The sequence below is a fragment of the Limnohabitans sp. genome (genome assembly GCF_046052825.1).
GTDB lineage: Bacteria > Pseudomonadota > Gammaproteobacteria > Burkholderiales > Burkholderiaceae_C > Limnohabitans.
Window position 1 is genome coordinate 33,015 of sequence record NZ_JAVLFP010000007.1, and the last position, 22,669, is coordinate 55,683.

24 protein-coding genes are annotated in these 22,669 nt (G+C 58.2%); 8 read left to right on the forward strand and 16 right to left on the reverse strand.

All coding sequences use genetic code 11. The annotated features are described in order from the left end of the window. The first annotated feature begins 39 nt into the window (after window positions 1-39). Both paaI and paaK read left to right on the forward strand, forming a co-directional pair. A complete protein-coding gene (paaI, locus tag ACKWJN_RS01295; protein ID WP_408593875.1) occupies window positions 40-429 on the forward strand; it encodes a hydroxyphenylacetyl-CoA thioesterase PaaI in 390 nt (129 codons plus the stop codon). Continuing rightward, on the forward strand, window positions 426-1,745 hold the full coding sequence (paaK, locus tag ACKWJN_RS01300; protein WP_408593788.1) for a phenylacetate--CoA ligase PaaK: 1,320 nt from the start codon (window positions 426-428) through the stop codon (window positions 1,743-1,745). The genes paaI and paaK overlap by 4 nt, the downstream gene beginning before the upstream one ends. A gap of 11 nt (window positions 1,746-1,756) precedes the next feature. Here paaK and ACKWJN_RS01305 read toward each other — a convergent pair whose 3' ends face one another. The 4 genes from ACKWJN_RS01305 to ACKWJN_RS01320 are packed head-to-tail and all read right to left on the reverse strand — an operon-like array spanning window position 1,757 to window position 5,989. Beyond that, on the reverse strand, window positions 1,757-3,634 hold the full coding sequence (locus ACKWJN_RS01305; RefSeq protein WP_408593789.1) for a M61 family metallopeptidase: 1,878 nt from the start codon (window positions 3,632-3,634) through the stop codon (window positions 1,757-1,759). A gap of 16 nt (window positions 3,635-3,650) precedes the next feature. Next, window positions 3,651-4,103 (reverse strand): DUF3429 domain-containing protein, encoded by a 453-nt coding sequence (locus ACKWJN_RS01310; protein ID WP_408593790.1) that lies wholly within the window; start codon window positions 4,101-4,103, stop codon window positions 3,651-3,653. Window positions 4,104-4,109: 6 nt separating this feature from the next. Beyond that, window positions 4,110-4,847 carry a DsbC family protein gene (locus ACKWJN_RS01315; RefSeq protein ID WP_408593791.1) on the reverse strand — a complete coding sequence of 246 codons (738 nt, stop codon included), beginning with the start codon at window positions 4,845-4,847 and terminating at the stop codon, window positions 4,110-4,112. A gap of 20 nt (window positions 4,848-4,867) precedes the next feature. After that, complete coding sequence (locus ACKWJN_RS01320; protein ID WP_408593794.1) at window positions 4,868-5,989, reverse strand: FAD-dependent monooxygenase; 1,122 nt, start codon at window positions 5,987-5,989, stop codon at window positions 4,868-4,870. A gap of 32 nt (window positions 5,990-6,021) precedes the next feature. Here ACKWJN_RS01320 and ACKWJN_RS01325 point away from each other — a divergent pair, with 32 nt between their 5' ends. Beyond that, the gene (locus ACKWJN_RS01325) at window positions 6,022-6,918 is read left to right on the forward strand and encodes an MOSC domain-containing protein (protein WP_408593796.1); all 897 of its coding nucleotides are present in this window, start codon (window positions 6,022-6,024) and stop codon (window positions 6,916-6,918) included. 109 nt (window positions 6,919-7,027) lie between these two features. Beyond that, window positions 7,028-8,119: a redox-regulated ATPase YchF gene (gene ychF, locus ACKWJN_RS01330; protein WP_408593798.1), complete on the forward strand. Its 1,092-nt coding sequence runs from the start codon at window positions 7,028-7,030 to the stop codon at window positions 8,117-8,119. Between the two features lie 65 nt (window positions 8,120-8,184). On the opposite strand, the gene ACKWJN_RS01335 is transcribed toward ychF, so the two are convergent. The 6 genes from ACKWJN_RS01335 to ACKWJN_RS01360 form a co-directional block, all read right to left on the reverse strand. After that, on the reverse strand, window positions 8,185-8,517 hold the full coding sequence (locus ACKWJN_RS01335) for a type II toxin-antitoxin system HicB family antitoxin (RefSeq protein WP_408593799.1): 333 nt from the start codon (window positions 8,515-8,517) through the stop codon (window positions 8,185-8,187). 9 nt (window positions 8,518-8,526) lie between these two features. After that, complete coding sequence (locus ACKWJN_RS01340; RefSeq protein WP_408593800.1) at window positions 8,527-8,781, reverse strand: type II toxin-antitoxin system HicA family toxin; 255 nt, start codon at window positions 8,779-8,781, stop codon at window positions 8,527-8,529. 263 nt (window positions 8,782-9,044) lie between these two features. Further along, a complete protein-coding gene (locus ACKWJN_RS01345; protein WP_408593801.1) occupies window positions 9,045-11,045 on the reverse strand; it encodes a DUF2075 domain-containing protein in 2,001 nt (666 codons plus the stop codon). A gap of 52 nt (window positions 11,046-11,097) precedes the next feature. Continuing rightward, window positions 11,098-11,505, reverse strand: coding sequence for a type II toxin-antitoxin system VapC family toxin (locus tag ACKWJN_RS01350; protein WP_408593803.1), 408 nt, complete (start codon window positions 11,503-11,505; stop codon window positions 11,098-11,100). A gap of 8 nt (window positions 11,506-11,513) precedes the next feature. Further along, complete coding sequence (locus ACKWJN_RS01355; protein WP_408593805.1) at window positions 11,514-11,798, reverse strand: antitoxin; 285 nt, start codon at window positions 11,796-11,798, stop codon at window positions 11,514-11,516. 54 nt (window positions 11,799-11,852) lie between these two features. Then, on the reverse strand, window positions 11,853-12,347 hold the full coding sequence (locus ACKWJN_RS01360; protein ID WP_408593807.1) for a YqaA family protein: 495 nt from the start codon (window positions 12,345-12,347) through the stop codon (window positions 11,853-11,855). 139 nt (window positions 12,348-12,486) lie between these two features. Here ACKWJN_RS01360 and dusB point away from each other — a divergent pair, with 139 nt between their 5' ends. Genes dusB through ACKWJN_RS01380 form a run of 4 tightly spaced genes read left to right on the forward strand, consistent with a single transcriptional unit; the run spans window position 12,487 to window position 16,648 of the window. Further along, a complete protein-coding gene (dusB, locus tag ACKWJN_RS01365; RefSeq protein ID WP_408593808.1) occupies window positions 12,487-13,524 on the forward strand; it encodes a tRNA dihydrouridine synthase DusB in 1,038 nt (345 codons plus the stop codon). Beyond that, window positions 13,521-13,757 carry a helix-turn-helix domain-containing protein gene (locus ACKWJN_RS01370; protein WP_408593809.1) on the forward strand — a complete coding sequence of 79 codons (237 nt, stop codon included), beginning with the start codon at window positions 13,521-13,523 and terminating at the stop codon, window positions 13,755-13,757. Before dusB ends, ACKWJN_RS01370 begins: the two co-directional genes overlap by 4 nt. 8 nt (window positions 13,758-13,765) lie before the next feature. Further along, entirely contained in the window at window positions 13,766-15,364 is a 1,599-nt protein-coding gene (purH, locus tag ACKWJN_RS01375; protein ID WP_408593811.1) for a bifunctional phosphoribosylaminoimidazolecarboxamide formyltransferase/IMP cyclohydrolase, read from the forward strand. A 9-nt stretch (window positions 15,365-15,373) separates the two neighbouring features. Next, window positions 15,374-16,648, forward strand: a complete 1,275-nt coding sequence (locus tag ACKWJN_RS01380; RefSeq protein ID WP_408593813.1) for a DEAD/DEAH box helicase — start codon at window positions 15,374-15,376, stop codon at window positions 16,646-16,648. A gap of 80 nt (window positions 16,649-16,728) precedes the next feature. On the opposite strand, the gene ACKWJN_RS01385 is transcribed toward ACKWJN_RS01380, so the two are convergent. The 6 genes from ACKWJN_RS01385 to ACKWJN_RS01410 all read right to left on the reverse strand — a co-directional run bounded on the left by ACKWJN_RS01385 (window position 16,729) and on the right by ACKWJN_RS01410 (window position 22,657). Beyond that, the gene (locus ACKWJN_RS01385; RefSeq protein WP_408593815.1) at window positions 16,729-17,064 is read right to left on the reverse strand and encodes a DUF6172 family protein; all 336 of its coding nucleotides are present in this window, start codon (window positions 17,062-17,064) and stop codon (window positions 16,729-16,731) included. Between the two features lie 168 nt (window positions 17,065-17,232). Continuing rightward, a complete protein-coding gene (locus ACKWJN_RS01390; protein ID WP_408593817.1) occupies window positions 17,233-18,348 on the reverse strand; it encodes an amidohydrolase family protein in 1,116 nt (371 codons plus the stop codon). A gap of 33 nt (window positions 18,349-18,381) precedes the next feature. Continuing rightward, complete coding sequence (locus ACKWJN_RS01395; protein ID WP_408593819.1) at window positions 18,382-19,329, reverse strand: VOC family protein; 948 nt, start codon at window positions 19,327-19,329, stop codon at window positions 18,382-18,384. An 18-nt stretch (window positions 19,330-19,347) separates the two neighbouring features. Continuing rightward, complete coding sequence (locus ACKWJN_RS01400; RefSeq protein ID WP_408593821.1) at window positions 19,348-20,076, reverse strand: ABC transporter ATP-binding protein; 729 nt, start codon at window positions 20,074-20,076, stop codon at window positions 19,348-19,350. Beyond that, the gene (locus ACKWJN_RS01405) at window positions 20,069-21,799 is read right to left on the reverse strand and encodes an ABC transporter permease subunit (RefSeq protein WP_408593823.1); all 1,731 of its coding nucleotides are present in this window, start codon (window positions 21,797-21,799) and stop codon (window positions 20,069-20,071) included. The genes ACKWJN_RS01400 and ACKWJN_RS01405 overlap by 8 nt, the downstream gene beginning before the upstream one ends. Continuing rightward, window positions 21,800-22,657, reverse strand: coding sequence for a branched-chain amino acid ABC transporter permease (locus ACKWJN_RS01410; RefSeq protein ID WP_408593825.1), 858 nt, complete (start codon window positions 22,655-22,657; stop codon window positions 21,800-21,802). Window positions 22,658-22,669 lie beyond the last annotated feature (12 nt).

The following is a 22,669-nucleotide window of genomic DNA, read 5'->3' on the forward strand; positions in this document are numbered from 1 at the left end:
ACCGATCCACACACCCTGGCGCAGCAAGTCGCCAGCGCGATGTTCGCTGTCGACACCGCCACCAAAGACACCATGGGCATCGAAATTCTGAGCTGTGAGCCCGGACGCGCTGTGTTGCGCATGCCGGTGCGCGCGCTGCATTTGAATGGCCATCAAATTTGCCACGGGGGGTTCATCTTCACTTTGGCCGACTCCACCTTTGCATTTGCCTGCAACAGTTACAACAAAGTGGCGGTGGCCGCAGGCTGCACCATTGAGTTTTTAAAACCTGCCAAGTTGGGCGACGTGTTGACCTGCGAAGGCGTGGAGCAAACGCTGTCGGGCCGCCACGGCATTTACGACATGCGCGTGACCAACCAACACGGCGACACCATTGCCATGTTCCGTGGCAAGAGCGCTCAAATTCAAGGAACGGTGATCCCCGAATGACACCCGCACCCTCTTCAGCCAAGTCGTTTCCCTTAGAGCCGATTGAAAAGGCCAGCACCGACGAACTGCGTGCTTTGCAACTCAAGCGCTTGCAAGCCACGCTGCATCAGGCGTACGCCAACTCACCGGCCTACCGCGCCAAGTTTGACGCGGCGGGTGTGCACCCGAGCGACTGCAAAACCTTGGCCGATTTGGCCAAGTTTCCGTTCACCACCAAAGCCGATCTGCGCGACAACTACCCGTTTGGCATGTTGGCTGTGCCACGTGAGCAGTGTGTGCGCATTCATGCCTCAAGCGGTACCACCGGCAAGCCCACGGTGGTGGCTTACACGCACAACGACATCGACGTGTGGTCCCACGTGGTGGCGCGCAGCATCCGGGCGGCGGGTGCGCGCCCTGGTGACATGGTGCATGTGAGCTATGGCTACGGCTTGTTCACTGGAGGGCTCGGCGCGCACTATGGTGCTGAGCGCTTGGGGTTGACCGTGGTGCCGTTTGGCGGCGGTCAAACCGAGCGTCAGGTACAACTGATTCGCGACTTCAAGCCCGACCTGATCATGGTCACGCCCAGCTACATGCTGGCGATTGCCGATGAGTTTGAACGCCAGGGTTTGTCGGCTGCCGAGTCGAGTTTGCGCTTGGGTATTTTTGGTGCTGAGCCTTGGACCAACGACATGCGTCGCGCCATTGAGCAACGCATGGGCATTGACGCGGTGGACATCTACGGCTTGTCCGAAGTGATGGGCCCAGGCGTAGCCAGCGAGTGTGTGGAGACCAAAGACGGCCCCACGATTTGGGAAGACCATTTCTACCCCGAGATCATCCATCCTGAAACCGGTGAGCCGGTGGCCGATGGCGAGATGGGCGAGTTGGTGTTCACCAGCCTGACCAAAGAAGCGCTGCCCATCATCCGTTACCGCACCCGTGATCTGACGCGCTTGTTGCCAGGCACTGCGCGCAGCATGCGCCGCATGGAAAAAATCACCGGCCGCAGTGACGACATGATGATCGTGCGTGGCGTGAATGTGTTTCCCTCACAAATCGAAGAATTCATTTTGAAGCGTCCCGAGTTGGCCCCGCATTACCAGTGCGTGCTGACCCGCGAGGGTCCGATGGACAGCCTGAAAGTAGTGGTGGAAACACGCCCCGGCGTAGACCCACAAGGCCATGCAGCCCGTGCGGCTGCACAGCAGTTGCAGCACGATGTGAAGACCTTTGTGGGCACCAGCATCGCGGTGGACTTGAAGGCCGAGGGCGGCGTGGAGCGCAGCCAGGGCAAGGCCAAGCGCGTGGTGGATTTGCGTGGGGTGATCTGAGGCCGTGTGCCTCAGTCCAACCAGGCTTTCACTTTGGCGGCGTCGAGTACCGACAAGCGCCAGCTGCTTTGTGCTTTGGCCGATGGCAAGCTCAGGGCCAAGCGCAGCAATTGGCGGTCACGGCTGACTAACGCGGTGACCTTCTTGGCGCGGCCCGCATACAGCGGCAGCTCGTCGAGCTTTTTCAAGCGCCAGGCGCTGGCAGTTTTGCCACCCAGCTCTACGCCCAACCACTCATCGCCCGGTGCAAAACCAGCGGCATGCGCCGCACTGCCGCTGAGGACTTGCTTGATCTGGATGCTGTGGTCTTCGCTCACCCGCAACCCCAAGCGTTGCGCCAATTGCGCTGGGTCATGGTGAACGGCCACACCGTGTGCGGTGAGGGCGTCTTGCAGTGGCAAGTCGCGGGTGCCGTGCACCCAGGCTTTGATCTCGCGCGCCCACGCGCGACCCGTGAGGTGTTGCAGCACCGCCAACAGATCGGCTTCTTGCATGGGGCCGCCCTGGCAGCGTGCCCACAGGCCACGCATCACATCGTCCAATGACACGCTGTGGTTTCTCACGCCGTGCTGGCGCAGGGCCAAGTCCAAGCACAGGGCGATCAACGCGCCCTTGGTGTAGTAGCTCACCGTCAGGTTGGGTGTGTAGGCGTCGGCACGGTAGTACTTGGTCCAGGCTTCAAAGCTCGACTGCGCCACGCTGTGCACGGCACGCCCCGGCGTTTGCAGCACTTGGTTGATGGTTTTGTTGAGCAGGCGCAGGTAGTGCGCGTCGTCGATCAAGCCGGCGCGGCGCAGCAGTTTGTCGTCGTAATAGCTGGTGAAGCCTTCAAAAAACCACAGCAGCTCGGTGTAGTTTTCTTGGGTGTAGTCGTAGCGTGCAAACTCTGCCGGGCGCAAGCGCTTGACGTTCCAGGTGTGAAAGTACTCGTGGCTGATCAGCCCCAGCAAGGTGGTGTAACCGTCGCTGGGCTTGTCGACTTTGGTTTTGAGTGCTTCGGCGAGCACAGGGGTGTCGCTCAGGCGTGGCAGATCGGCGCGTTGGCAAATCAAGGCGGTGGAGTTGCGGTGCTCCAAGCCCCCATAGCCCTCGCCCACGGCGTTGAGCATGAACACATAGTGCGTGTGCGGAATGTGCGCGCGCTGGTTGCCGTGCCAAAAGCGCATGGCGGCTTCGCATATTTTTTGCGTGTCGCGCAGCAACCGCTCGCCATCGAACGCAGGGGCGGCACCCGCCACCACAAAGCGGTGTGGGACGCCGCAGGCCGTGAAGTGGCCAGACCAAAAGTTGCCCATCTCCACCGGGCAGTCGGCCAGCTCGTCGTAGTTGGCGGCCCTGTAAATGCCAAAGCCACGTGGGTTGACCTTCAGGGGTGTCAGGCCGGTGGCCACGGCCCAGGTGGGCACCTCGGCGTGCGGCACCAGCTCCAAGTCATGGGGCCAGTTTTCACAGCCTGCCACGCTCAGGCACAGGCTGGTGGCGTTGAAGAAGCCGCGTTGTGTGTCCAGCCATGCGGTGCGCACCGAGTTGTCGTGCGCATGCACTTGGTAGTGCAAGGTGAGGGGGGCGTCTGCGGTGCAGTCGACCTGCCAGCTGCATTTGTCGAGTTGCTGCACCGCCACCACGCGGTGGCCTTGGCGTGCCGTCAAGGAGATGAGCTGTTTGGAAAACTCGCGCACCATGTAGCTGCCTGCAATCCACACAGGCAGTGACACACGCTGTTGGGCCGAAGGTTGGCCGAGGGTGAGGGTCACGCCATACAGGTGGGCATGTAGATCGGCCAACTCGACCCGGTGATGCACTTGGGGTGTGTTGACAGGCGAGGTGGTGTGGGTCACACGTGCGGTCGCCTGAGTGCGAAGCGCTTTGTGTGTGGGGGTGCGCGTCATAGCGGTCGCAGGGGGCTCAGGTGGACGCTGCGCCCAACAGGCAGGCCAGTGTGGACACCACGGTCAAGCGAAAACGCAAGGTCATCCAGTCGCGCAGGCCAGCCTCGGCCCAGGTTTTGCGGTCGACCAAATAGCAGGCCACCAGCAACACGGCCAGCACGGGCAGTCCAGCATAGGCGGGCATCATCACGCCGATCCAGGCGACCAGCGAAGGCACCACGCCCCACACCATGTGCAGCTTGCGTGAGGGGGCGTTGTGCCTCAGGCCAATGCCCCAATGGATGCCACCCAAGAAGGCGCAGATGGTGGCGGCGTAAGACGTCAAAGCGATGGCCACCAAAGGGTGTGCCTCTGGCGTGACGATCCACATCAGCAAGGCGAGGGTGGCAAACGGAATCAATCCGGCGTAGCCCAAACGTTGAATCAAGACGCCCGCGGCGCTGTCTGGGGTGATGGGAGTGTGTGCCATGAAGATTTACTTGCTGGCGTCGGCCAAGAGTTTTTCAATTTGCTGGGTGTTGATGGCACCGGGCACGCGTGCGCCGTCTTGTGCCACCAAGGTGGGTGTGCCCGTGATCTTGAACTTGCGTCCAAACTCGACGTTGCGGGCAATGGCCGAGGTGTCACAGGCCGGAGCGTTGGCGATGCGGCCTTCGCCCATGACCTGGGCCCAGGCCGCGGCGGGGTCTTTGGCGCACCAGACGTTGCGTGATTTGTCAGAGGAGTCTTGTCCCAAGATCGGGTAGAGGAACAGGTAGATGGTCACGTTCTCCACTTTGGCCAAATCGCGTTCGAAGCGTTTGCAAAACCCGCAGTTCGGGTCTTCAAACACCGCCAGTTTGCGTTTGCCATTGCCACGCACGATTTGGATCGCGTCTTTGATGGGCAGGCTGGCAAAGTCGATCGCGCCCAGTTTGGCCTCGCGTTCTTCGGTCAAGTTGCGCCGACTTTTGGTGTCGATCAGATTGCCCTGGATGAGGAAGTTGCCGTCGGCGTCGCTGTAGTAAATCTCGTTGCCGTTCAAGCGCACCTCATACAAACCGGCCATGGGCGTGCGGCTGATTTCTTCGATCTTGGGCAACTGCGGAATACGCTCGCTCAAGTTTTTGCGGATGTTGGCCTCATGGCCTTGGGCCCAGGCGGTGCTCGCCACACAGCACAAGGCTGCGGTGAAGGCAAAGGCATAGGCAAAGAGTTGGCGTGTGCGTGTCATCGGTGTCCCGGGGTAAGGTGTCATTGCATGGCTTGCTGCATGGTCCAGCGCTTCAAAGGGGCCAGGCTGTCAAAGCCAGACATGCCCCAATTGCGCAAGGCCTGCACGCTGGCGTTTGGATGGGCGAACAAACGTTGCAAGCTGTCGCACGCCAGCCAAGTGGGCAGCATATTGGCTTTGCGGGCCCGTTCGTAGCGGCGCAGCAAGTGGCGGTCTCCCGCGCTGCGCCAATAGTCTGTTCCCTCCCGGCGCTTGAGCACCTGGGCCAACTCAGCCACATCGGCCAGTCCCAGATTGAGCCCCAGGCCGGCCAGCGGGTGGATGTTGTGTGCGGCGTCGCCTGCCAAGGCCCACGCGCTGCCGTCTGCGAAAGTGCCAATCCAGTGCTCGGCGCGCGCCAGTTGCAGCGGCCACATGGCGCGCTCGCTGGTGAGTTCGAGCTGCCCCAGCACGCCGTGGCTGGCGTTTTGCAGCGCGCTGGCAAACGCCAGCGTGTCTAAAGCCAGCATGGCGCTGGCCCGTTCGGGTGGCAGCGACCACACCAGCGCGGCGCTGTCGCCTTGCGCGCCGCCCAAGGGCAGCAGCGCCAAAATTTCTAAACCGTGGCTGCCTTGGTGGAACCACTGCAAGGCCTGTTGGCGGTGGGCCACGCTGCACCGCACCCGAGCGGCCACGGCGTGTTGCTGATACGGCAGGGTGTCAAAGCGCACACCCAACTCGTCGCGGGTGCTGCTGTGGCGGCCTTCGCACACCACCGTCAGGGCCGCAGGTTCAGGCGCCGTCAAGCTGGCAATGTCGGATTGGTAGCGCACGGCTTGGGCCAATTGGTCTTCGAGCACGGGCACATCCACGATCCAGCTCAGGCCCTCAGATGTGGGGCTGCCAAAGTGCACAAAGCCGCCGTCGTCCCCCCACACGCGCATGTCTTGCACGGCGGTGGCGTGTTGGTCGTCAGGCCAGCAACGCAACTCAGTGAGCAAGTCACGAGAAGCTTTATTGAGTGAGTAGGCCCTCACATCTTGGTTGGTTTTGGGGGTCGAGGTGACCAGTCCGACATGCAAGCGTTGGCGCGCCAGCAGCAGCGCCAAGGAGCGCCCGACCATGCCGTCACCACGAATACACACATCCAGTTTTTGAGCCATGTGAGGATTGTAGGAGGGCGGCACAATGGCGCATGACCTCGACACCAGCAACCCCACACAGCGAGCAGCGCCTGGCTTTGATTGACCAACTCTGGGTCTTTCCCATCAAGTCGTGTGCTGGCATTTCGGTGCAACACGCCACCCTGACCGACACCGGCCTGGACTTGGACCGTGCCTGGATGGTGGTCGATGCCCAAGGCCAGATGCTGACCCAACGTGCTGTGCCGCGCATGGCCTTGGTTCAACCCGAGTTGCGCCACACCGAGTTGGTGTTGCGCGCCCCCGGCATGCTGGCCTTGCACCTGTCCATCGAGCGGGCCGAAGCACCCACCCAAGTGCAGGTCTGGAAAGACACGGTGCCCGCGTTCGAAATGGGCGCTTTGGCGGCGCAGTGGTTCACCGACTTCTTGGGGCAAGGTCCGTTGCGCTTGGTGCGCTTTGACCCAGAGCACTTTCGGCTCGCCAGCCGCGAGTGGACCAAAGACGTGGATGCGTTCAACCAATTCAGCGATGGCTTTCCAATCTTGGTGACCAGCACCGCCTCTTTGGATGAACTCAATGCGCGCTTGGTCCAACAAGGGCAGGCCCCGGTCGACATGCGACGCTTTCGCGCCAACGTGGTGTTGCAGGGTGAGACCCCCGATGCCTGGCAAGCTCACGACGAAGACCGTGTGGGTGTGATGACCGTGACCACCGACGGTGAGGCGGTGCAACTCCAACCCGTCAAGCCCTGCCCGCGTTGCCCCATGCCCAATGTCAACCCCGACACCGCCGAGGTCAGCCCCGCTGTGGGAGACACCTTGCAGGCCTACCGCCAAGACCCTCGGGTCAACGGAGCCGTCACCTTTGGCATGAACGCCATTCCTCTGAGTGGTTTGGGCGAGGTGCTGCGGGTGGGGCAGCGGGTGCGTGCAGATTGGTTGTTCTGAACCTATTGCGCAGTTCAGCGCCAAGGCGGCTCGGGTGGCTCAGTACAATGCCCGCCATCCCCTGACATCCATTGACCCCGTGCCCCTCTGGCACGTTTGAGGAATTTCCATGAGTTTGAAATGCGGCATCGTGGGCTTGCCCAACGTTGGCAAATCCACCCTGTTCAACGCCCTGACCAAAGCGGGCATTGCAGCCGAGAACTATCCGTTTTGCACCATCGAGCCCAATGTGGGCGTGGTCGAAGTGCCCGATCCCCGCTTGCAGCAGTTGGCCCAGATCATCACGCCCGAGCGCATCGTGCCGGCCATCGTGGAGTTTGTGGACATCGCGGGCCTGGTGGCCGGTGCCAGCACGGGCGAAGGCTTGGGTAACAAGTTTTTGGCGCACATCCGCGAGACCGATGCCACCATCAATGTGGTGCGTTGCTTTGAAGACGACAACGTGATTCACGTGGCGGGCAAGGTAGACCCGATTTCAGACATCGAAGTCATCCAAACCGAGCTGTGTTTGGCCGACTTGTCTGCCGTTGAAAAAGCCCTGCACCGTGTGACCAAAACCGCACGTTCGGGTGACAAAGAGTCGATCAAGCTGGTGGCGATTTTGGAGAAGTGCCAAGTTGCACTCAACGACACCAAGCCTGTGCGCACCATCGACTTCAGCAAAGAAGAACTGCCTTTGCTGAAACAGTTTTTCTTGATCACTGCCAAGCCGGCCATGTTTGTGGCCAACGTGTCCGAAGACGGCTTTGAAAACAACCCCTTGCTCGACCGCTTGAAAGAATACGCGGCCGCGCAAAACGCGCCAGTGGTGGCGATTTGCGCCAAGCTCGAAGCCGAGATGAGCGAGATGAGTGACGAAGACCGTCAAATGTTTCTGGAAGAGCTGGGCCAGGATGAGCCCGGCTTGAACCGCTTGATTCGCTCGGCCTACACCTTGTTGGGCTTGCAAACCTACTTCACGGCGGGTGTCAAAGAAGTGCGCGCCTGGACGATCCATGTGGGCGACACCGGCCCGCAAGCGGCGGGCGTGATTCACACCGACTTCGAGAAGGGCTACATCCGTGCCCAGACCATCGCGTTTGATGACTTCATCGCCTTCAAAGGCGAGCAAGGCGCCAAAGACGCGGGCAAGATGCGCGCCGAAGGCAAGGAATACGTGGTCAAAGATGGCGACGTGATGAACTTCTTGTTCTCGTCATAAGTCACTGCGTTGGAGCAAAGAGAAAGCCGCTCAGTGAGCGGCTTTCTTGTTTGGCGTTGGTTTGTTTAAGTAGCCAAGTATTTGTCAAGTGCAGCCACCACCACGCGATTGATCGTTGCATCGTCTTTCATGGCGCGCAAATAGGCTTTTCTGTGTAGCTCGCTGCCCGTGCGTACATTGAACAAACCACTGAATGGTTTGTCGGGAGTTTTCTTTGCGAGTTTGCAGGTTTCTAAATAGTCATCCACTGCGGCGATGAACTCTTTTTTCAATTCAGCCAACGTGGTGGCTTCGTAAGTCACCAAATCGTTGATGCACAGAACCTTGCCGTGCAGCACGTTGTCATCCACGGATGTTTCGATTGACCCGTTGTATCCCTTATGGGCAAGCATTTCCATGATGACTCCTTAAATCCTGTTGCTCATTTGCAGTTGCTCCACCACTTGTTTGATCACGTAGGTTTTCACCTCGGGTTGTGGATGTGGCTCGTGCAAGCTGATGATCTCTTGGGTCTCTGAGTGAACAAACTTTCGTCTTGAACCCTTGTTGCTCAACATCTCGTATCCGAGGTGTTTCAGCACCGCTTTGAGTTCGTCCCACTTCACATCCGATGGCGTGGGCTTGGCTTTGAGCTTGAGAATCAGTTTTTCGTGCCGTGACATACATCTTAGTCCGAAAAGTCGATTTTGTAACTTACGTTTAGTTACAAAATCGAGGTGCTGGGAGTTTCGGGCTGATGCTAGGTCTGGCTAGCCAGTTTGTTGTTGCGAGGTACTTGCGAATCAATCTGCGAGCACTAGAAAACTGGCAACAGGGGCGGGCTAAACCTAATCCGCATGCGGCTTTGCGTATTCGCCTTGTCGAAAAATATCCAGATATGGTTGAACGCTTGGCGGCGGTTTAGCAACCTATTGAATGACAGGTATTAAATTTCTTTGATGCCAAGATCTGCCAGATACGAATAAATAGGATCGTAATAAGAAGGATGACGGGTTGAATCGTCTAGATCCCCATGAGGGACGACGATCACCATTCCCTGTCGTGCACGCGTAAGCAATACGCGATAAGCATTCTTTAAATACATCTGTCTGTGTGCGAGGTGAATCTTTTGCCATTTGCTTCCGACGAATGAGCGGTACTCCCAGTCCTCTTCACCAAAGCGCAAGTCGGCATCCCAAACAACACAAGCCCAGTCAAGTTCTAGTCCTTGAACGTGAAATTCGGTAGCAACATCTTCAAGGTAGTAGGACGAGCGGATATCGTCTTTGTCGTCCAAGAACCAATGAATGGGGTCCATCGGAGACCTGACATCGATGGCATGTGGTTTCAAACGTTGCGCTTGTGAAGACACCACCATGCCAAACCGCTCTGTACCTCGCGCTTTCTCTCTTAGCCAACGTTTTGCTTTGTTTAAGTCTCGTGTGATAACGATTGGATAACGCGGCTGCACTTGTTGGAAAACAGCGCGTGCATTTTCATGCTGACGATCCAGGAGATGCTTCACAAAAGTTGAAACATGCTCAGCCCGAAATGAGCGCATGGAAACAGCAAGGTGCAGATCTTCATTGAAGTGGATGTTCTCCCTGTCTTTCAATATCTCAAGTGTGTCCTCGGCGCCATATTCAGAGTCTTGCAGATGTGGAGAAATATGAACTTCCCAGTCGGGATAATGATCATTGATCGCGCGCAGCCATTCACCTATGCCGGCCTCCCCCGTGTTGATTTCTTGACCGCCGCCCACAAGGCACACCACGACTGACCAGTCTGGGTGACGATCTAAGCATGAAATCAAAAAATCAGGCTCAGAACGGTTGAAGTCCGGTTGTCCCTTTTTCCTAGCCATGAATTGTGTGGTTTGTTCCAAGGTCCATGCGCGTTGTGCTTCGTCAAAAATAACCACATGGTCTACTGGCGGTTGTTCATCGGAGAGGTAGGCATCGCGAAAATGATGCACGTTTTGGATAAATGCATCTACTGCTTTGCGCGCTTCCCCTTTGCGAAGCTTTTGACCAATCACTTTCTTGCGAGCCACCTCGTCTCGGGTCAAAGCTTCTCTCAAAATAGAAACCAGTGGCCCATTGCCGGACAGGTAAACACTGTGCAAATCACTTTCAGCGTCCATGTGCTTGGTAGCGACATCTAACCCAACCAATGTTTTTCCCGCGCCGGGAACGCCTGTTACAAAACAAATGGCTTTTTTACGATTGGCTTGAGCTTCAGTAATGAGATGACCAATTGCCACAGACGTTTTGGCCAAATTCTTTTCCCCAGCTTCGCTGCGTGACAGCTCGGCCACCGAATGGTTGCCGTAGAGCGCTGAAGCGGCTTCGATGATTGTGGGTGTAGGGCGGTAGCGTCCACTCTCCCATACCGATGCGTCAATTCCAACTCCTGTGCTAAGTTGTAAAACTGTGTTGATCGTGTCTTTTAAAAACTCAGGCGATGTGTTGATTGGCTCAAGAACGCCATCGTTGTGGTGGCTTGTAGACACAACGCCATTCACGTTCAGGGTATTTGTCGCAACCAACAGCGGCGCGATCATGCAGTGGTGGCTCGTTTCATGAAAGTTCTTCAGATCGAGTGCATAGTCCCACACTTGATCAATTGCAGAGCGATTGAAAATACTCTCACCGACTTTGAACTCGATCACAAAAATGACGTGATCGATCAAAGCTAAAACGTCAATGCGTTTGCCAAGTCGGGGAACAGAAAACTCAAAGAACACCCAACCTCTGCCAGTGAATGACAAAAGCTCGTGTTGAAGAATGGTGATTTGCGAGCGCCACGCATCTCGTTGCGTTGTTTCGATGGAGAAGCCACTATTTTCAGCAATGCGACCAAGCACCGAGTTGCGTTCCGAATGAATGAAGTCGGCAATGCTTGCCCCATAAAAGGCACGCGATAGTTTGGTTGGTGACGTGGTCAAGAAGACTCCCTGATAGGTGCAAATGATTGTTAAAGAGCAAATAAGGGAAAGGTTATTTGTGACTCGTCCAGTCTTCCATCAACAGATCAGTGACTTGAGCAAAAGCCCTGTCACTGCTCACCAATGTTGCTTTGAGATGCAAGGCATGCGCCGCAATTTGCATATCCAGCGCAGCCAGGGGCTTGCCTTGACTTTGCAATTGCGCGCGCAGCGTGCCGTAGGTTTGTGACACGGCTTCGTCCCATGGCAGTACTTCCACACGAAGTAAAAACTCGTCCACGGCCGCCTTCAGTGCCAAAGCTTGAGGGTGTTTTGCCAGACCAAACGCCAGCTCACCCGCCGTGATGGCTGATATGCAAATCATGTGCATGGGGACGGCCAACAAGCGTTGCGTGACTTGCGGGTGGCGTTTGATGAGGTGACTGACCGTGTTGGTGTCTAACAAATAAAGCGCTGTCATACGTTGGCTCAATGACCTAGGTTTTCTGACATAGATTCAAATGGGTCGCGCTCTGGTGTACCGCTGTGGCCTTGTGTCAGCCGCTCAGCTTTGCTTAGAAAATCCTTTGGCACTTGGACGTTTTTTGTGGCTGCCAAAAAGCCGCTCCAATTCTCAGGGCGGCGCGAGAGGATGACATCCCCCGTCACTGGGTCTTTGCGAATGAAGACTTCGGGGGTGTCAAACCTATAGGCGGCTGGCAGCCTCACCGCTTGACTGCGGCCATTGACAAAAAGTTTGGCGGTTTGGGACATGGTGGACCTCCATTGGAAATGGTAGATACCAAAGTATATGCCGGAGGCGTGTTTTTAGCCTAGCGCCCAATGCTGCGGAAACACCCACAGCAGCCCACCGGTCATCACCAAGTAACGCACAAACTTGCCGATGGCCATGTAGCCCACGCATGGCCAAAACGGCAGGCGCAACCAGCCGGCCACGGCACACAGCGGGTCGCCCACGCCGGGCAGCCAACTCAGCAAGCAGGCTTTGGGGCCCAGCTTGTGTAGCCAACGCAAGGCGCGTGCGTCGTTGCTGGAAGTGCTGTCATGCTTGAGCTTGTTGCGTACTTGGTGCGCGCCATGCCCCATCCACCAACTGATGCAGCCACCTATCGTGTTGCCTGCGGTGGCCACCAGCACGGCGGGCCAAAACAAATCGGGGTTGAGCTTGACCAAGCCAAACACCACGGGTTCTGAACCCAAGGGCAACAAGGTGGCCGATACCAAGCAAACCACAAAGACGGTGCTCAAGCCGAATTCGGGCAGGGCCAAGGCGGCCAACAAAGAGTGCATCCAAACTTCCATCGCTTCGAGTGTATAGAGCCCTGCAAGCCTGATAAACCCTGATGAAAATTGACGCTAAGCTTTCAGTTGCTGAAATTTCGGGCAGCTACAATCGTGCCTCCTTTTTCGGCAATCCCCCCTTTCTTCCCCCTCTCCTCACATGCACATCGGCCCATACCACTTGGCAAACAATTTGTTTGTCGCGCCGATGGCGGGCGTCACCGATCGGCCTTTTCGCATGTTGTGCAAACAGTTGGGGGCGGGTTATGCCGTCAGTGAGATGGTCACCTCGCGCAAAGACCTGTGGAAGACCCTCAAAACCTCTCGCCGTGCTGACCACACCGGAGAGAGCGGTCCGATTGCCGTGCAAATTGCAGGCACCGATGCCGCCATGATGGCCGAGGCTGCCATCTATAACATCGAGCGCGGGGCACAAATCATTGACATCAACATGGGTTGCCCGGCCAAGAAGGTGTGCAACAAGTGGGCGGGCTCGGCCTTGATGCAAGACGAGCCGTTGGCGCTGTCCATCGTCGAGGCGGTGGTGGCTGCGGCACTTCCCCATGGCGTGCCCGTGACCTTGAAGATGCGCACCGGGTGGTGCCAACAACACAAGAACGCCGTCAACCTGGCGCGCGCCGCAGAACGTGCGGGCGTGCAGATGCTCACCGTGCACGGGCGCACCCGCGAGCAAGGCTACAAGGGGTTGGCCGAGTACGACACCATTGCCGCAGTCAAGCAAGCGGTGAAAGTGCCGGTGGTGGCCAATGGTGACATCGACTCGCCCGAGAAGGCGCAAGAGGTGCTGCGACTCACGGGTGCGGATGCCTTGATGGTGGGCCGCGCCGCCCAAGGGCGCCCTTGGATATTTCGCGAAATTGCGCACTACTTGGCGACGGGTGAGCACTTGGCGTCGCCCTTGGTGGCCGAAGTGCGTCGCTTGTTGTTGGCGCATCTGGATGAACATTACGCCTTGTATGGCGAGTACACCGGCGTGCGCACCGCACGCAAACACATCGCGTGGTACCTGCGCAGCTTGCCCGGTGGCGAGGCGTTTCGCGACCACATGAACAGCTTGGAAGACAGCGCGTCCCAGCAGCGCGCTGTGGCCCATTTTTTGGATGATTTGGCCGAGCGACATGAGCGTTTGCCTCAAGTCGAGGCTGACACTTTGCCCTTGTTAGAAAGCATTGCATGAGCAAAAAACACATCGAAGAGGTGGTGCGTACCAGCCTCGAAACCTACTTCGCCGACTTGCGTGGCACCGAGCCCGACAACCTGCACGACATGATGGTGCGGGTGATGGAAAAGCCCTTGCTAGAGGTGGTGATGCACCACGCCGAGCACAACCAATCGCGTGCCGCCGAATGGCTGGGCCTGAACCGCAACACGCTGCGTAAAAAACTCCTCGATCACAAACTTCTCAAATAAGCCCTTTCATGCAAGCACTCATCTCCGTTTCAGACAAAACCGGCATCGTCGACCTCGCACGTGCCTTGCACGATTTGGGCATTGGCCTGATCTCCACTGGGGGCACCGCCAAGCTGTTGGCTGAACAAGGCTTGCCAGTCACCGAAGTGGCCGAAGTCACCGGCTTTCCAGAGATGCTGGACGGTCGTGTCAAAACCCTGCACCCCAAAGTACACGGTGGTTTGCTGGCGCGCCGCGACACGCCCGAGCACATGGCGGCTTTGAAGGCACACCACATCGACACCATCGACTTGTTGGTGGTCAACCTCTACCCGTTTGAAGCCACCGTGGCCCAACCCGGTTGCACCTTGGAAGATGCGATTGAAAACATCGACATCGGTGGGCCCGCCATGGTGCGTTCTGCCGCCAAAAACTGGAAAGACGTGGCGGTGTTGACCGACGCATCGCAATACCCGGCGGTGTTGGCCGAGCTGAAAGCCTCGAAGAAGTTGTCAGACGCCACACGCTTTGCCTTGTCGGTGGCCGCGTTCAACCGCATCAGCAACTACGACGGGGCCATCAGCAACTACCTCTCCAGCATCAATTTCCAAGAGGGTGCCAGCGTCCCCGAGCGCAATGCGTTCCCCGCTCAAAGCAACAGCCAATTCGTCAAACTGCAAGACCTGCGCTACGGCGAGAACCCACACCAAACCGCAGCCTTCTACCGTGACTTGCATCCTGCAGCGGGCTCCTTGGTCACAGCCAAACAGCTGCAAGGCAAAGAGCTGAGCTACAACAACATTGCCGATGCCGATGCGGCTTGGGAATGTGTGAAGAGCTTCGACACGGGCGCCCACGCCGACCCTTCACAAAGCGCAGCCTGCGTGATCGTCAAGCACGCCAATCCCTGCGGCGTGGCTGTGGGCAAAGATGCCTTGGAGGCTTACAGCAAAGCCTTCCAAACCGACCCCACGTCTGCGTTTGGCGGCATCATCGCCTTCAACCGTCCGGTGGACAAAGCAGCGGCTGAAGCCGTGAGTAAACAGTTTGTTGAAGTGCTGATGGCGCCGGGCTACAGCCCGGAAGCCTTGGAGATTTTCAAAACCAAGGCCAATGTGCGCGTGTTGGAAATCGCCTTGACAGGCACCGATGCAGGCCGCAACACGCAAGACATCAAACGCGTGGGCTCAGGCTTGCTGATCCAAAGCGCCGACAACCACGAGTTGGCCTTGAGTGACCTGAGAGTGGTGACAAAACTTCAGCCCACCCCCCAGCAGCTGCAAGACTTGTTGTTTGCCTGGAAGGTGGGCAAATACGTCAAGAGCAACGCCATCGTGTTCTGTGCCAATGGCATGACCATGGGCGTGGGTGCAGGCCAAATGAGCCGCCTCGATTCAGCCCGCATTGCCAGCATCAAGGCAGAGCATGCCGGCTTGTCGCTCAAGGGCACGGCCGTGGCGAGTGACGCTTTCTTCCCGTTCCGCGATGGCCTTGATGTGGTGGTGGATGCAGGTGCCACCTGCGTCATCCAGCCCGGTGGCTCCATGCGCGACCAAGAGGTGATCGACGCGGCCAACGAACGTGGCGTGACCATGGTGTTCAGCGGCGTGCGGCACTTCCGCCATTGATCGCAGCAAGTGAACTTTGAACCACTCGGTCTGAATGCTGCGTTGTGCCAAGTCGCAGCGACACAGGGCTTTGACCAGCCCACCCCCATCCAAGCCGAAGCCATTCCAATGGTGCTGCAAGGCCGCGATGTGTTGGCCCAAGCCCAAACAGGCTCTGGCAAAACATTGGCCTATGTGCTGCCCGTTTTGCAACTGTTGATGTCCACGGCTGCGTCGCGTGATGAAGCCCCCAAAAAACGCATCACCCAAGTGTTGGTCCTGGTGCCCACACGCGAGTTGGCCACGCAAGTCAGCGAGGTGCTGCGTGATGTGGCGCGGCCCCTCACGCAGTCCATCAAAGTGGGCACGGTGTTTGGGGGCGTCTCGATCAATCCGCAAATGATGAGCTTGCGCAGCGGTGCCGATGTGGTGGTGGCCACCCCCGGGCGTTTGCTCGACCTGGTGGACCACAACGCGTTGCACTTGGGGCAAGTGCAGCACCTGGTTTTGGACGAAGCCGACCGCTTGCTCGATCTGGGCTTTGCAGAAGAACTCAACCGCGTGTTGGCACTGCTGCCTTCCCAGCGACAAAACCTGTTGTTCTCGGCCACCTTTGCGCCCGAGGTGCAACGCTTGGCGGAGGCTTTGTTGCAGCAGCCTGCGCGCATCACCATCGCCAGCACCGAAGAACACGCGCCCGACATCGCGCAACGTGCCATCGCGGTGGACGACAACAAACGCACGCCCTTGCTGCGTCATCTCATCAAGCAGCACAGCTGGAAACGCGTGCTGGTGTTTGTGGCCACACGCTATGCGTGTGAGCACGTGGCCAACAAGCTTTACCAATCGAGCGTGTTTGCCACGGCCTTGCATGGCGAGATGAGCCAAGGCGCACGCCAAGAGGTGTTGGCTGAATTCAAAGAAGAACGTTGGGAGGTGCTGGTCACCACCGACCTCGCATCTCGCGGGATCGACATTGCCAACATGCCTGTGGTGCTGAACTACGACTTGCCGCGCTCCGCCACCGACTACACCCACCGCATTGGCCGCACCGGCCGTGCCGGGGCCCGTGGCGAGGCGGTGAGTTTTGTCACTGCGTCATCGTTGGCGCATTGGCAGCTGATTCAAAAACGAGAGCGCATTCAATTGCCGCTCGAACGCATCGAAGGCTTTGAACCTACCGATGCACCTGTGCCCGTGCCTGTGTTGATCGATGGCAACGGGGGCATCAAAGGCAAACGTCCGAGCAAGAAAGACAAGCTCAGGGCAGCAGCAGCCAAGCAGGCCGGTGCTTCGCAGGCGTAAGTACAACGGCTGAGCTGTTGGGCACGGCACAAGCTTCACAGCAGGGCCGCGTGCCAAGCCCCAAGGCTTGCAACCAAGCCTCAGTCGTTGTCTTCTTCGTGGGGCGTGTGGGGGGGCGCTTCATCGCCCACTGCGCGCGGCTTGCGCACCCCGTGTTTGGCCAAGATTTCCACATAGCATTGCGCGCCTTGGGCCAGGGCCATTTCGTCCATGCGCACGGTGATGTCGTTAAGGTGCACCACTTCAGCCGTTTCTAGGGCCGTGCCAAATTTGCAATCAAAGTCCCAAAAATCCACACCCTCGGGCAAGTCACGGCGACGCTCGCGTTTGATGTATTTGCGAATCTCGTGCTTGATGGCTTCCAGCAAGCGCTCAGGGTGCTTGCCTTCCACATGGAGTTGGAATGTTTTTTTCATGGGGACTTCTTGATAGACCACACCTGGCACGCAAGGCGTGCTGCTTGCGTGGGTGCTCGCCAGTCACAGCCGATGGGCTGTGTGTGGGTTCCCCCATTCTAGTTGGCGCTGTTCACCGGCCTGACGCTTGAAGCTGACCGATGACACGCCAACCGATTCACAGCAGCTTCAAGGCCGCTTGAGCAAGCGCTCGGCGTTGAGGTGCTGAATCTCTTGCAGCACTTTGGGCTCTAAGCCCAGTTGTGTCAGCGCAGTGGCCTGGGTATCCATCGGCACATAGGGGTAGTCGCTGCCGTACACCACTTGGGACGAGGGCACGAGTTTGAGCAAACTCGCCATCGACGATGGGTGGGTGGCGTTGGCCGTGTCGTAGTACAAGCGCTTGAGTTCGGCCTCGATGCCGTTGGGGGCCACATCGGCAATGTTCTTGGCATTGCGGTGGAAGAAGTTGATGCGCCCCGCCAACATCGGGATGGTGCCGCCGCCGTGCGAGAACAACCACTGAATGTCACGGAACTTCACAAAGCTGCCGCTGAGCAGCAGGTTGACCACGGCGCGTGTGGTGTCGTGGGGCACCTCAATCACCGCGGGGTAGGTGCCGGTGTTCAAGCGTGCGCAGCAATTGGCGGCCAAGGGGTGGAAATACACCAAGGCTTTGCGGCGGTTGAGTTCTTGGAAGATGGGCGCAAAGTCGGGGTGGCCTGGCCATTTGTCGCCGTAGTTGGTTTGAATGCCCACGCCATCGGCTTTGAGCACGTCAAACACATAGGCAATTTCTTTCAGCGTGCTCTCCACGTCCACCATGGTGAGGGCGGCAAACAAGCCAAAGCGACCTGGGAAGTCTTTCACCATTTGTGCGCCGTAGTCATTGACGGTGCGCACCATCTGGTTGATTTCAGGCACGGGCAAGTCAAACCACACACCGGGTGTAGAGGCCATGGAGAGCATGGCTTTTTTCACGCCCGCTTTGTCCATGTCGGCTACGGCACCTTCGCGGGTCCACTTCTCTTGCTGCGAAAAATGGGGGATGTTGCGTTTGTCTTCCCAGTCAAACCAAGCTTTTTGATAGGCCGGTGGATAGAAGTGGTGGTGGGTGTCGATCAAGCCCACGCCACTTTGCGCCGCCACTGGCGCGCCGGACAAGCCCAAGGAGCCAAACAGCCCCAAGCCTCCCAGGCCTTTGAGCAGTTGGCGACGGTCAGCCGCAGGCGCGTCAGCGCGGGTTGGCTGGCAGCTCAGGCACGACCAAGCGGCGTGCGTGCAAGAAGTCTGTGGCTTGAACATGGGCAATCCTTTGCGTAGGGAAATCCAAAAAACTCAGGGAATCGCGTGGGTGATGAAGGCGTGTGGCACGGCCTCGCCCCATTGCGAGTTCAAACCATCCTCGGCGGCATGGATTTGGGTGGGGTGGCTGTTGTTGAGCACATCGCTGTCGGTCCAGTGCTCGTGGACCCGACCCCAGGGGTCTTTCCAGTAGTCATACACCTGGCTGCCCAGCACGTGGCGGCCAATGCCCCACACGTGTTCGTATTTCTCGGCTTTGACCAGGTGCTGGTGGCCCAGCATGATGTCGTCGATGTCTTGCGCTTCAAACGACAGATGGTTGAGGCCGGTGGTGGGGCCATCGATCAACAAAAAGATGTGGTGGTCGACATAGGTTTCGCCTTTGTCAATGCGGTTGAACGAGGCAATGATGTTGTCTTTGCTGCCTGCATAGACCTCGTCGGAGCAGACCAAACCCAGCACGTCGCGGTACCACTGGATTTTTGAATTGGCGTTCGGCGTCATCAGCACCGCGTGGGCCGCACGTTTGACATGCGAGGGGCCAGCTGGCAAGCGCATCAGTTGGCCGGCCCGGTTGTATTTGTTGTCACCCGTGTTGAGGATGGCTTTGCGCACCGGCAGCGCATCGAGTTGCTGCATGCCGCAAATCAGCTCGATCTGATAGCCCAAGGGATCGGTCAAGCGCACGCGTTGGCCACCACCGGGTTCGTCCACATGCTCAATGCCGGTGGCGCCCTCAATCTTGGTGAACCGCTTCAGCTCATCGAGGTTGTCGACCAAAAACGACAAGCCAATGAATTTGGAGGGCCCCAAGTGCGTCACATGCAGATGGTGGTTGGTGTCTGTCCCGCGCATGTACAACGCGTCTTTGGTGCGCTCGGCGCGATGCATGCCAAAGCGGGTCAAAAATTCTTCAGCCTCATCCAGGCTGGGGGACTGCAATCGGCCAAAGGCCAGATCACTCACTTTGCCGTACGACATAGAACTCTCCTTCGTGGTTTATGCGCTCTCACCCAAATAAGCTTGACGAATGTGGGGCTGGGTCATCAGCACCTTGGGATCTCCGGTGCTGACAATGCGTCCGCCTTCAAGCACATAGGCCCGTTGCGCAACGTTCAAGGCCAGCACCGCGTTTTGTTCGATCAACAAAATCGACACACCGCTGCGATGAATTTCTGCAATCGCTGCAAACACCTGTTGCACCACCAGCGGCGACAAGCCCAGCGAGGGCTCATCGATCAGCAGCAACTTCGGATGCGCCATCAGCGCACGGCCAAAGGCCACCATCTGTTGTTGTCCGCCCGACAAAGTGCCCGCCAGTTGGGTGCGACGTTCTTTGAGGATGGGGAACATGTCGTACACCCGCGCCAAGGTATCTGCGCGCAAGGGACGGGCAAACGCGCGGTAGCAGCCCATGTCGAGGTTTTCTTCAACTGTCATGCCGCCAAACAGCAAACGGCCCTCGGGCACGATCGACACATCGCGGTTGCACATTTGGCTGGCCGTCAAACCGGTGACGTCTTCGCCGCGAAACACCAGCTTGCCCGAGCGCACGGGTTGCAGGCGCATGACGGTGTTCATCAGCGTGGTTTTGCCCGCCCCGTTGGGGCCGACGATGGAGACCAACTCGCCCTCGTTGACATGAAAATCCACGCCCCACAGAGCGGGCGCATCGCCATACGACACATGCAGTGCCTCGGCTTGGAGGATGGGTTGTGTCTCAAGCATGGGCGGTTCCCAGGTAAGCGTTCACCACGGCAGGCTGCTCCATCACTTCACGCGGCAGGCCGCTGCCAATCACCTGGCCTTGGTTGAGCACGATCAGCCGATCGCACAGCTCGACCACCGCACGCATGTTGTGTTCAATGAAGATGATGGTGGAGCCGCGCGCGCGAATTTCACGCACCAGGCTGATGGCGTGGTTGATTTCAGAGGGTGTCAAGCCCGCCAACACCTCGTCAAGCAACACCAAGCGCGGCGATGACGACAAAGCACGCGCCAGCTCCAAAAATTTGCGTTGATGCAAATTGAGCGCAGATGGCAGGGCATTGGCACGGTCAGCCAGGCCGACAAACTCCAACCAATACATGGCTTGCGCGGCGGCCGCTTTGCGTGGCAGCTGGGGTCCGCCAAACATGCCTGCCAAGGTCGCGTTCTCAAGCACCGTGAGGTTGGCGAAGGGGCGCGGAATTTGGTAGGTGCGTGCAATGCCGGCATGGGCGGCACGGTAAGAGGGCAGGGGGATCAGGTCTTCGCCTTGAAACACCACGCGGCCTGCCTCGGGTTTGAACAGGCCACTGATCACGTTGACCATGGTGGACTTGCCCGAACCATTGGGGCCTACCAGACCCAGAATTTCACCACGCTTGACGGTCAAGCTGACGTCTGACAGGGCGTGCACACCGCTGAACGATTTGCACACGCCTTCGATGCGCAACAAGTCATCGCCGGCCGCGCCGCGCACCTCAATCACGGAGGGGGCCACGGGCACAGGCAAAGCTTCAGGTTTGCGGTCACGTTTGAAACGCTTCAAGATTTGGCCCAAGATGCCATCGGGCATGAACAAAATCACCGCGATCAAAATCACACCAATGGCACCACGACCCAAGATGGCGTAGTCGCCCGCCGTGAAGGCATACAGCAGCGCCGTGATCACCGCAGCACCCACGGCCGGACCAAACCAGTGGCGAGAACCGCCCAACACGCTCATCAGCACCACGTTGAGGGGCACCAAGATGTTGAACACTTCACCCGCGGTCACGTAAGACAAGAAGATGGCGTGGATGCCGCCAGCCACACCCGCCAACGAGCACGACAGACCGAGGGCCAACAACTTGTAGCGCAGGGTGGGAATGCCTTGCACTTCCGCCACGTCTTCGTCGTCGTGGATGGCAAACAGGCCCGAGCCCAACCGGGCGTAGTACACATAGCAAGCGATCCACAGCGTGGCCATCATCAAGGCCAACGCCAGCAGGTAGAAGGTGGCAGACGGCGAAGGGCCAATCTCTGGCACTGGCACAGCCGACAAGTACACACCGGGACCGCCGTCGATGGGGGTGTTCAAGATGATGGTCGCCAACACAAAAGTCACGGCCAGAGTGAGCAAGCCAAACAGCTCGCCGCGCAAGCGCCGCAACCGAAACACCACCGCGCCCAAGCCCACACCAAACAGTGCAGGCACCAGCGCCGCAAACGGCAAGGTGTAAAGGAACGGCCAGTCAAATTTGCCGCTCAACACCGCCGTGGTGTAGATGCCCAAGCCAAAGAAGGCGCCGTGGCCAAACGAAAAATAGCCCGAGTAGCCCGACAAAATATTCCACGAGGTGGCCAAGATCACCCAGTGAAAAATCAGGTACAAAAACGATTCATAAAAAGCCGGCAGTTTGAGCAACGGCAAGGCCGCCAACCCCAAACCCACCAGCACAAAAGTCCAGATCAGCCGCTTGTTCATTCAAATCTTTCCGGGACGCAACAAGAGCACCAAGATCAACAAAGAGAAGGACACCAACGGCGCCCAGGCGGGCGCGGTGATGGCCATGGTGGCCGCCTCAGACATGCCAATCACAATGCCAGCTACCAAGGGCCCCAAGGGGTTGCCCAAGCCGCCAATCATCACGGCAGAAAACACCACGCCAACCCAGGCATAAATTTGCGAGGGAGCCAAGGTGAAGCTCAGTGCCAAGCAAGCGCCTGCCACGCCGGCAAAGGCCGAGGCAGCGCCAGACAGCAAGAGTGCGAGCATGGGTTCGTTGACACCAAACGCCGCTGCCATCTTGGGGTTCTCCGACATGGCGCGCATGGCTTTGCCCACAGACGTGTAGCGCAGCACCGCCCACGTAGCCAGCGCCAGTGCGACCGAAATCAACAAGGTCAACAACTCGGGCAAGGGGATGTACATCAGACCCACTTTGAACTTGATGTCCGCGTAATGCGACTCCAGCTTGCGGTAGTCGGCGGTCCAGACCCACTGAATCACGCTTTCAATCACCACCGTGATGCCAAAGGTCACCAACAGCGAGTTGAAGGGCGTGACTTTGAAGCGGGCAAACACCCAGTGCATGGCCATGCCGACCACAAAGAAGCCCGGTGCAATGATGACCAAGGTCACCAAGGGGTCGATGCCAAAACTCACCGACAACTGGTAGGTCAGGTAGGCGCCAAAGAAAGACAAGGCAAAGTGTGCCAGGTTGATTTGTTTGAGCATGCCCCAGGACAAGCTCAAACCCAGACCCAACAAACCGTACAAGCCACCGATGAACAGGCCGGACAGCAAAGACTGTCCGAGTAACTCAAAACTAGGGAATTGCATTCAGTGCTCTGG

Coding starts and splice junctions, on each gene's coding strand:
- paaI (WP_408593875.1), top strand. CDS start 40: ATGTTCGCTGTCGACACCGCCACCAAAGACACCATGGGCATCGAAATT.
- paaK (WP_408593788.1), top strand. CDS start 426: ATGACACCCGCACCCTCTTCAGCCAAGTCGTTTCCCTTAGAGCCGATT.
- ACKWJN_RS01305 (WP_408593789.1), bottom strand. CDS start 3,634: ATGACGCGCACCCCCACACACAAAGCGCTTCGCACTCAGGCGACCGCA.
- ACKWJN_RS01310 (WP_408593790.1), bottom strand. CDS start 4,103: ATGGCACACACTCCCATCACCCCAGACAGCGCCGCGGGCGTCTTGATT.
- ACKWJN_RS01315 (WP_408593791.1), bottom strand. CDS start 4,847: ATGACACGCACACGCCAACTCTTTGCCTATGCCTTTGCCTTCACCGCA.
- ACKWJN_RS01320 (WP_408593794.1), bottom strand. CDS start 5,989: ATGGCTCAAAAACTGGATGTGTGTATTCGTGGTGACGGCATGGTCGGG.
- ACKWJN_RS01325 (WP_408593796.1), top strand. CDS start 6,022: ATGACCTCGACACCAGCAACCCCACACAGCGAGCAGCGCCTGGCTTTG.
- ychF (WP_408593798.1), top strand. CDS start 7,028: ATGAGTTTGAAATGCGGCATCGTGGGCTTGCCCAACGTTGGCAAATCC.
- ACKWJN_RS01335 (WP_408593799.1), bottom strand. CDS start 8,517: ATGGAAATGCTTGCCCATAAGGGATACAACGGGTCAATCGAAACATCC.
- ACKWJN_RS01340 (WP_408593800.1), bottom strand. CDS start 8,781: ATGTCACGGCACGAAAAACTGATTCTCAAGCTCAAAGCCAAGCCCACG.
- ACKWJN_RS01350 (WP_408593803.1), bottom strand. CDS start 11,505: ATGACAGCGCTTTATTTGTTAGACACCAACACGGTCAGTCACCTCATC.
- ACKWJN_RS01355 (WP_408593805.1), bottom strand. CDS start 11,798: ATGTCCCAAACCGCCAAACTTTTTGTCAATGGCCGCAGTCAAGCGGTG.
- ACKWJN_RS01360 (WP_408593807.1), bottom strand. CDS start 12,347: ATGGAAGTTTGGATGCACTCTTTGTTGGCCGCCTTGGCCCTGCCCGAA.
- dusB (WP_408593808.1), top strand. CDS start 12,487: ATGCACATCGGCCCATACCACTTGGCAAACAATTTGTTTGTCGCGCCG.
- ACKWJN_RS01370 (WP_408593809.1), top strand. CDS start 13,521: ATGAGCAAAAAACACATCGAAGAGGTGGTGCGTACCAGCCTCGAAACC.
- purH (WP_408593811.1), top strand. CDS start 13,766: ATGCAAGCACTCATCTCCGTTTCAGACAAAACCGGCATCGTCGACCTC.
- ACKWJN_RS01385 (WP_408593815.1), bottom strand. CDS start 17,064: ATGAAAAAAACATTCCAACTCCATGTGGAAGGCAAGCACCCTGAGCGC.
- ACKWJN_RS01390 (WP_408593817.1), bottom strand. CDS start 18,348: ATGTTCAAGCCACAGACTTCTTGCACGCACGCCGCTTGGTCGTGCCTG.
- ACKWJN_RS01395 (WP_408593819.1), bottom strand. CDS start 19,329: ATGTCGTACGGCAAAGTGAGTGATCTGGCCTTTGGCCGATTGCAGTCC.
- ACKWJN_RS01400 (WP_408593821.1), bottom strand. CDS start 20,076: ATGCTTGAGACACAACCCATCCTCCAAGCCGAGGCACTGCATGTGTCG.
- ACKWJN_RS01405 (WP_408593823.1), bottom strand. CDS start 21,799: ATGAACAAGCGGCTGATCTGGACTTTTGTGCTGGTGGGTTTGGGGTTG.
- ACKWJN_RS01410 (WP_408593825.1), bottom strand. CDS start 22,657: ATGCAATTCCCTAGTTTTGAGTTACTCGGACAGTCTTTGCTGTCCGGC.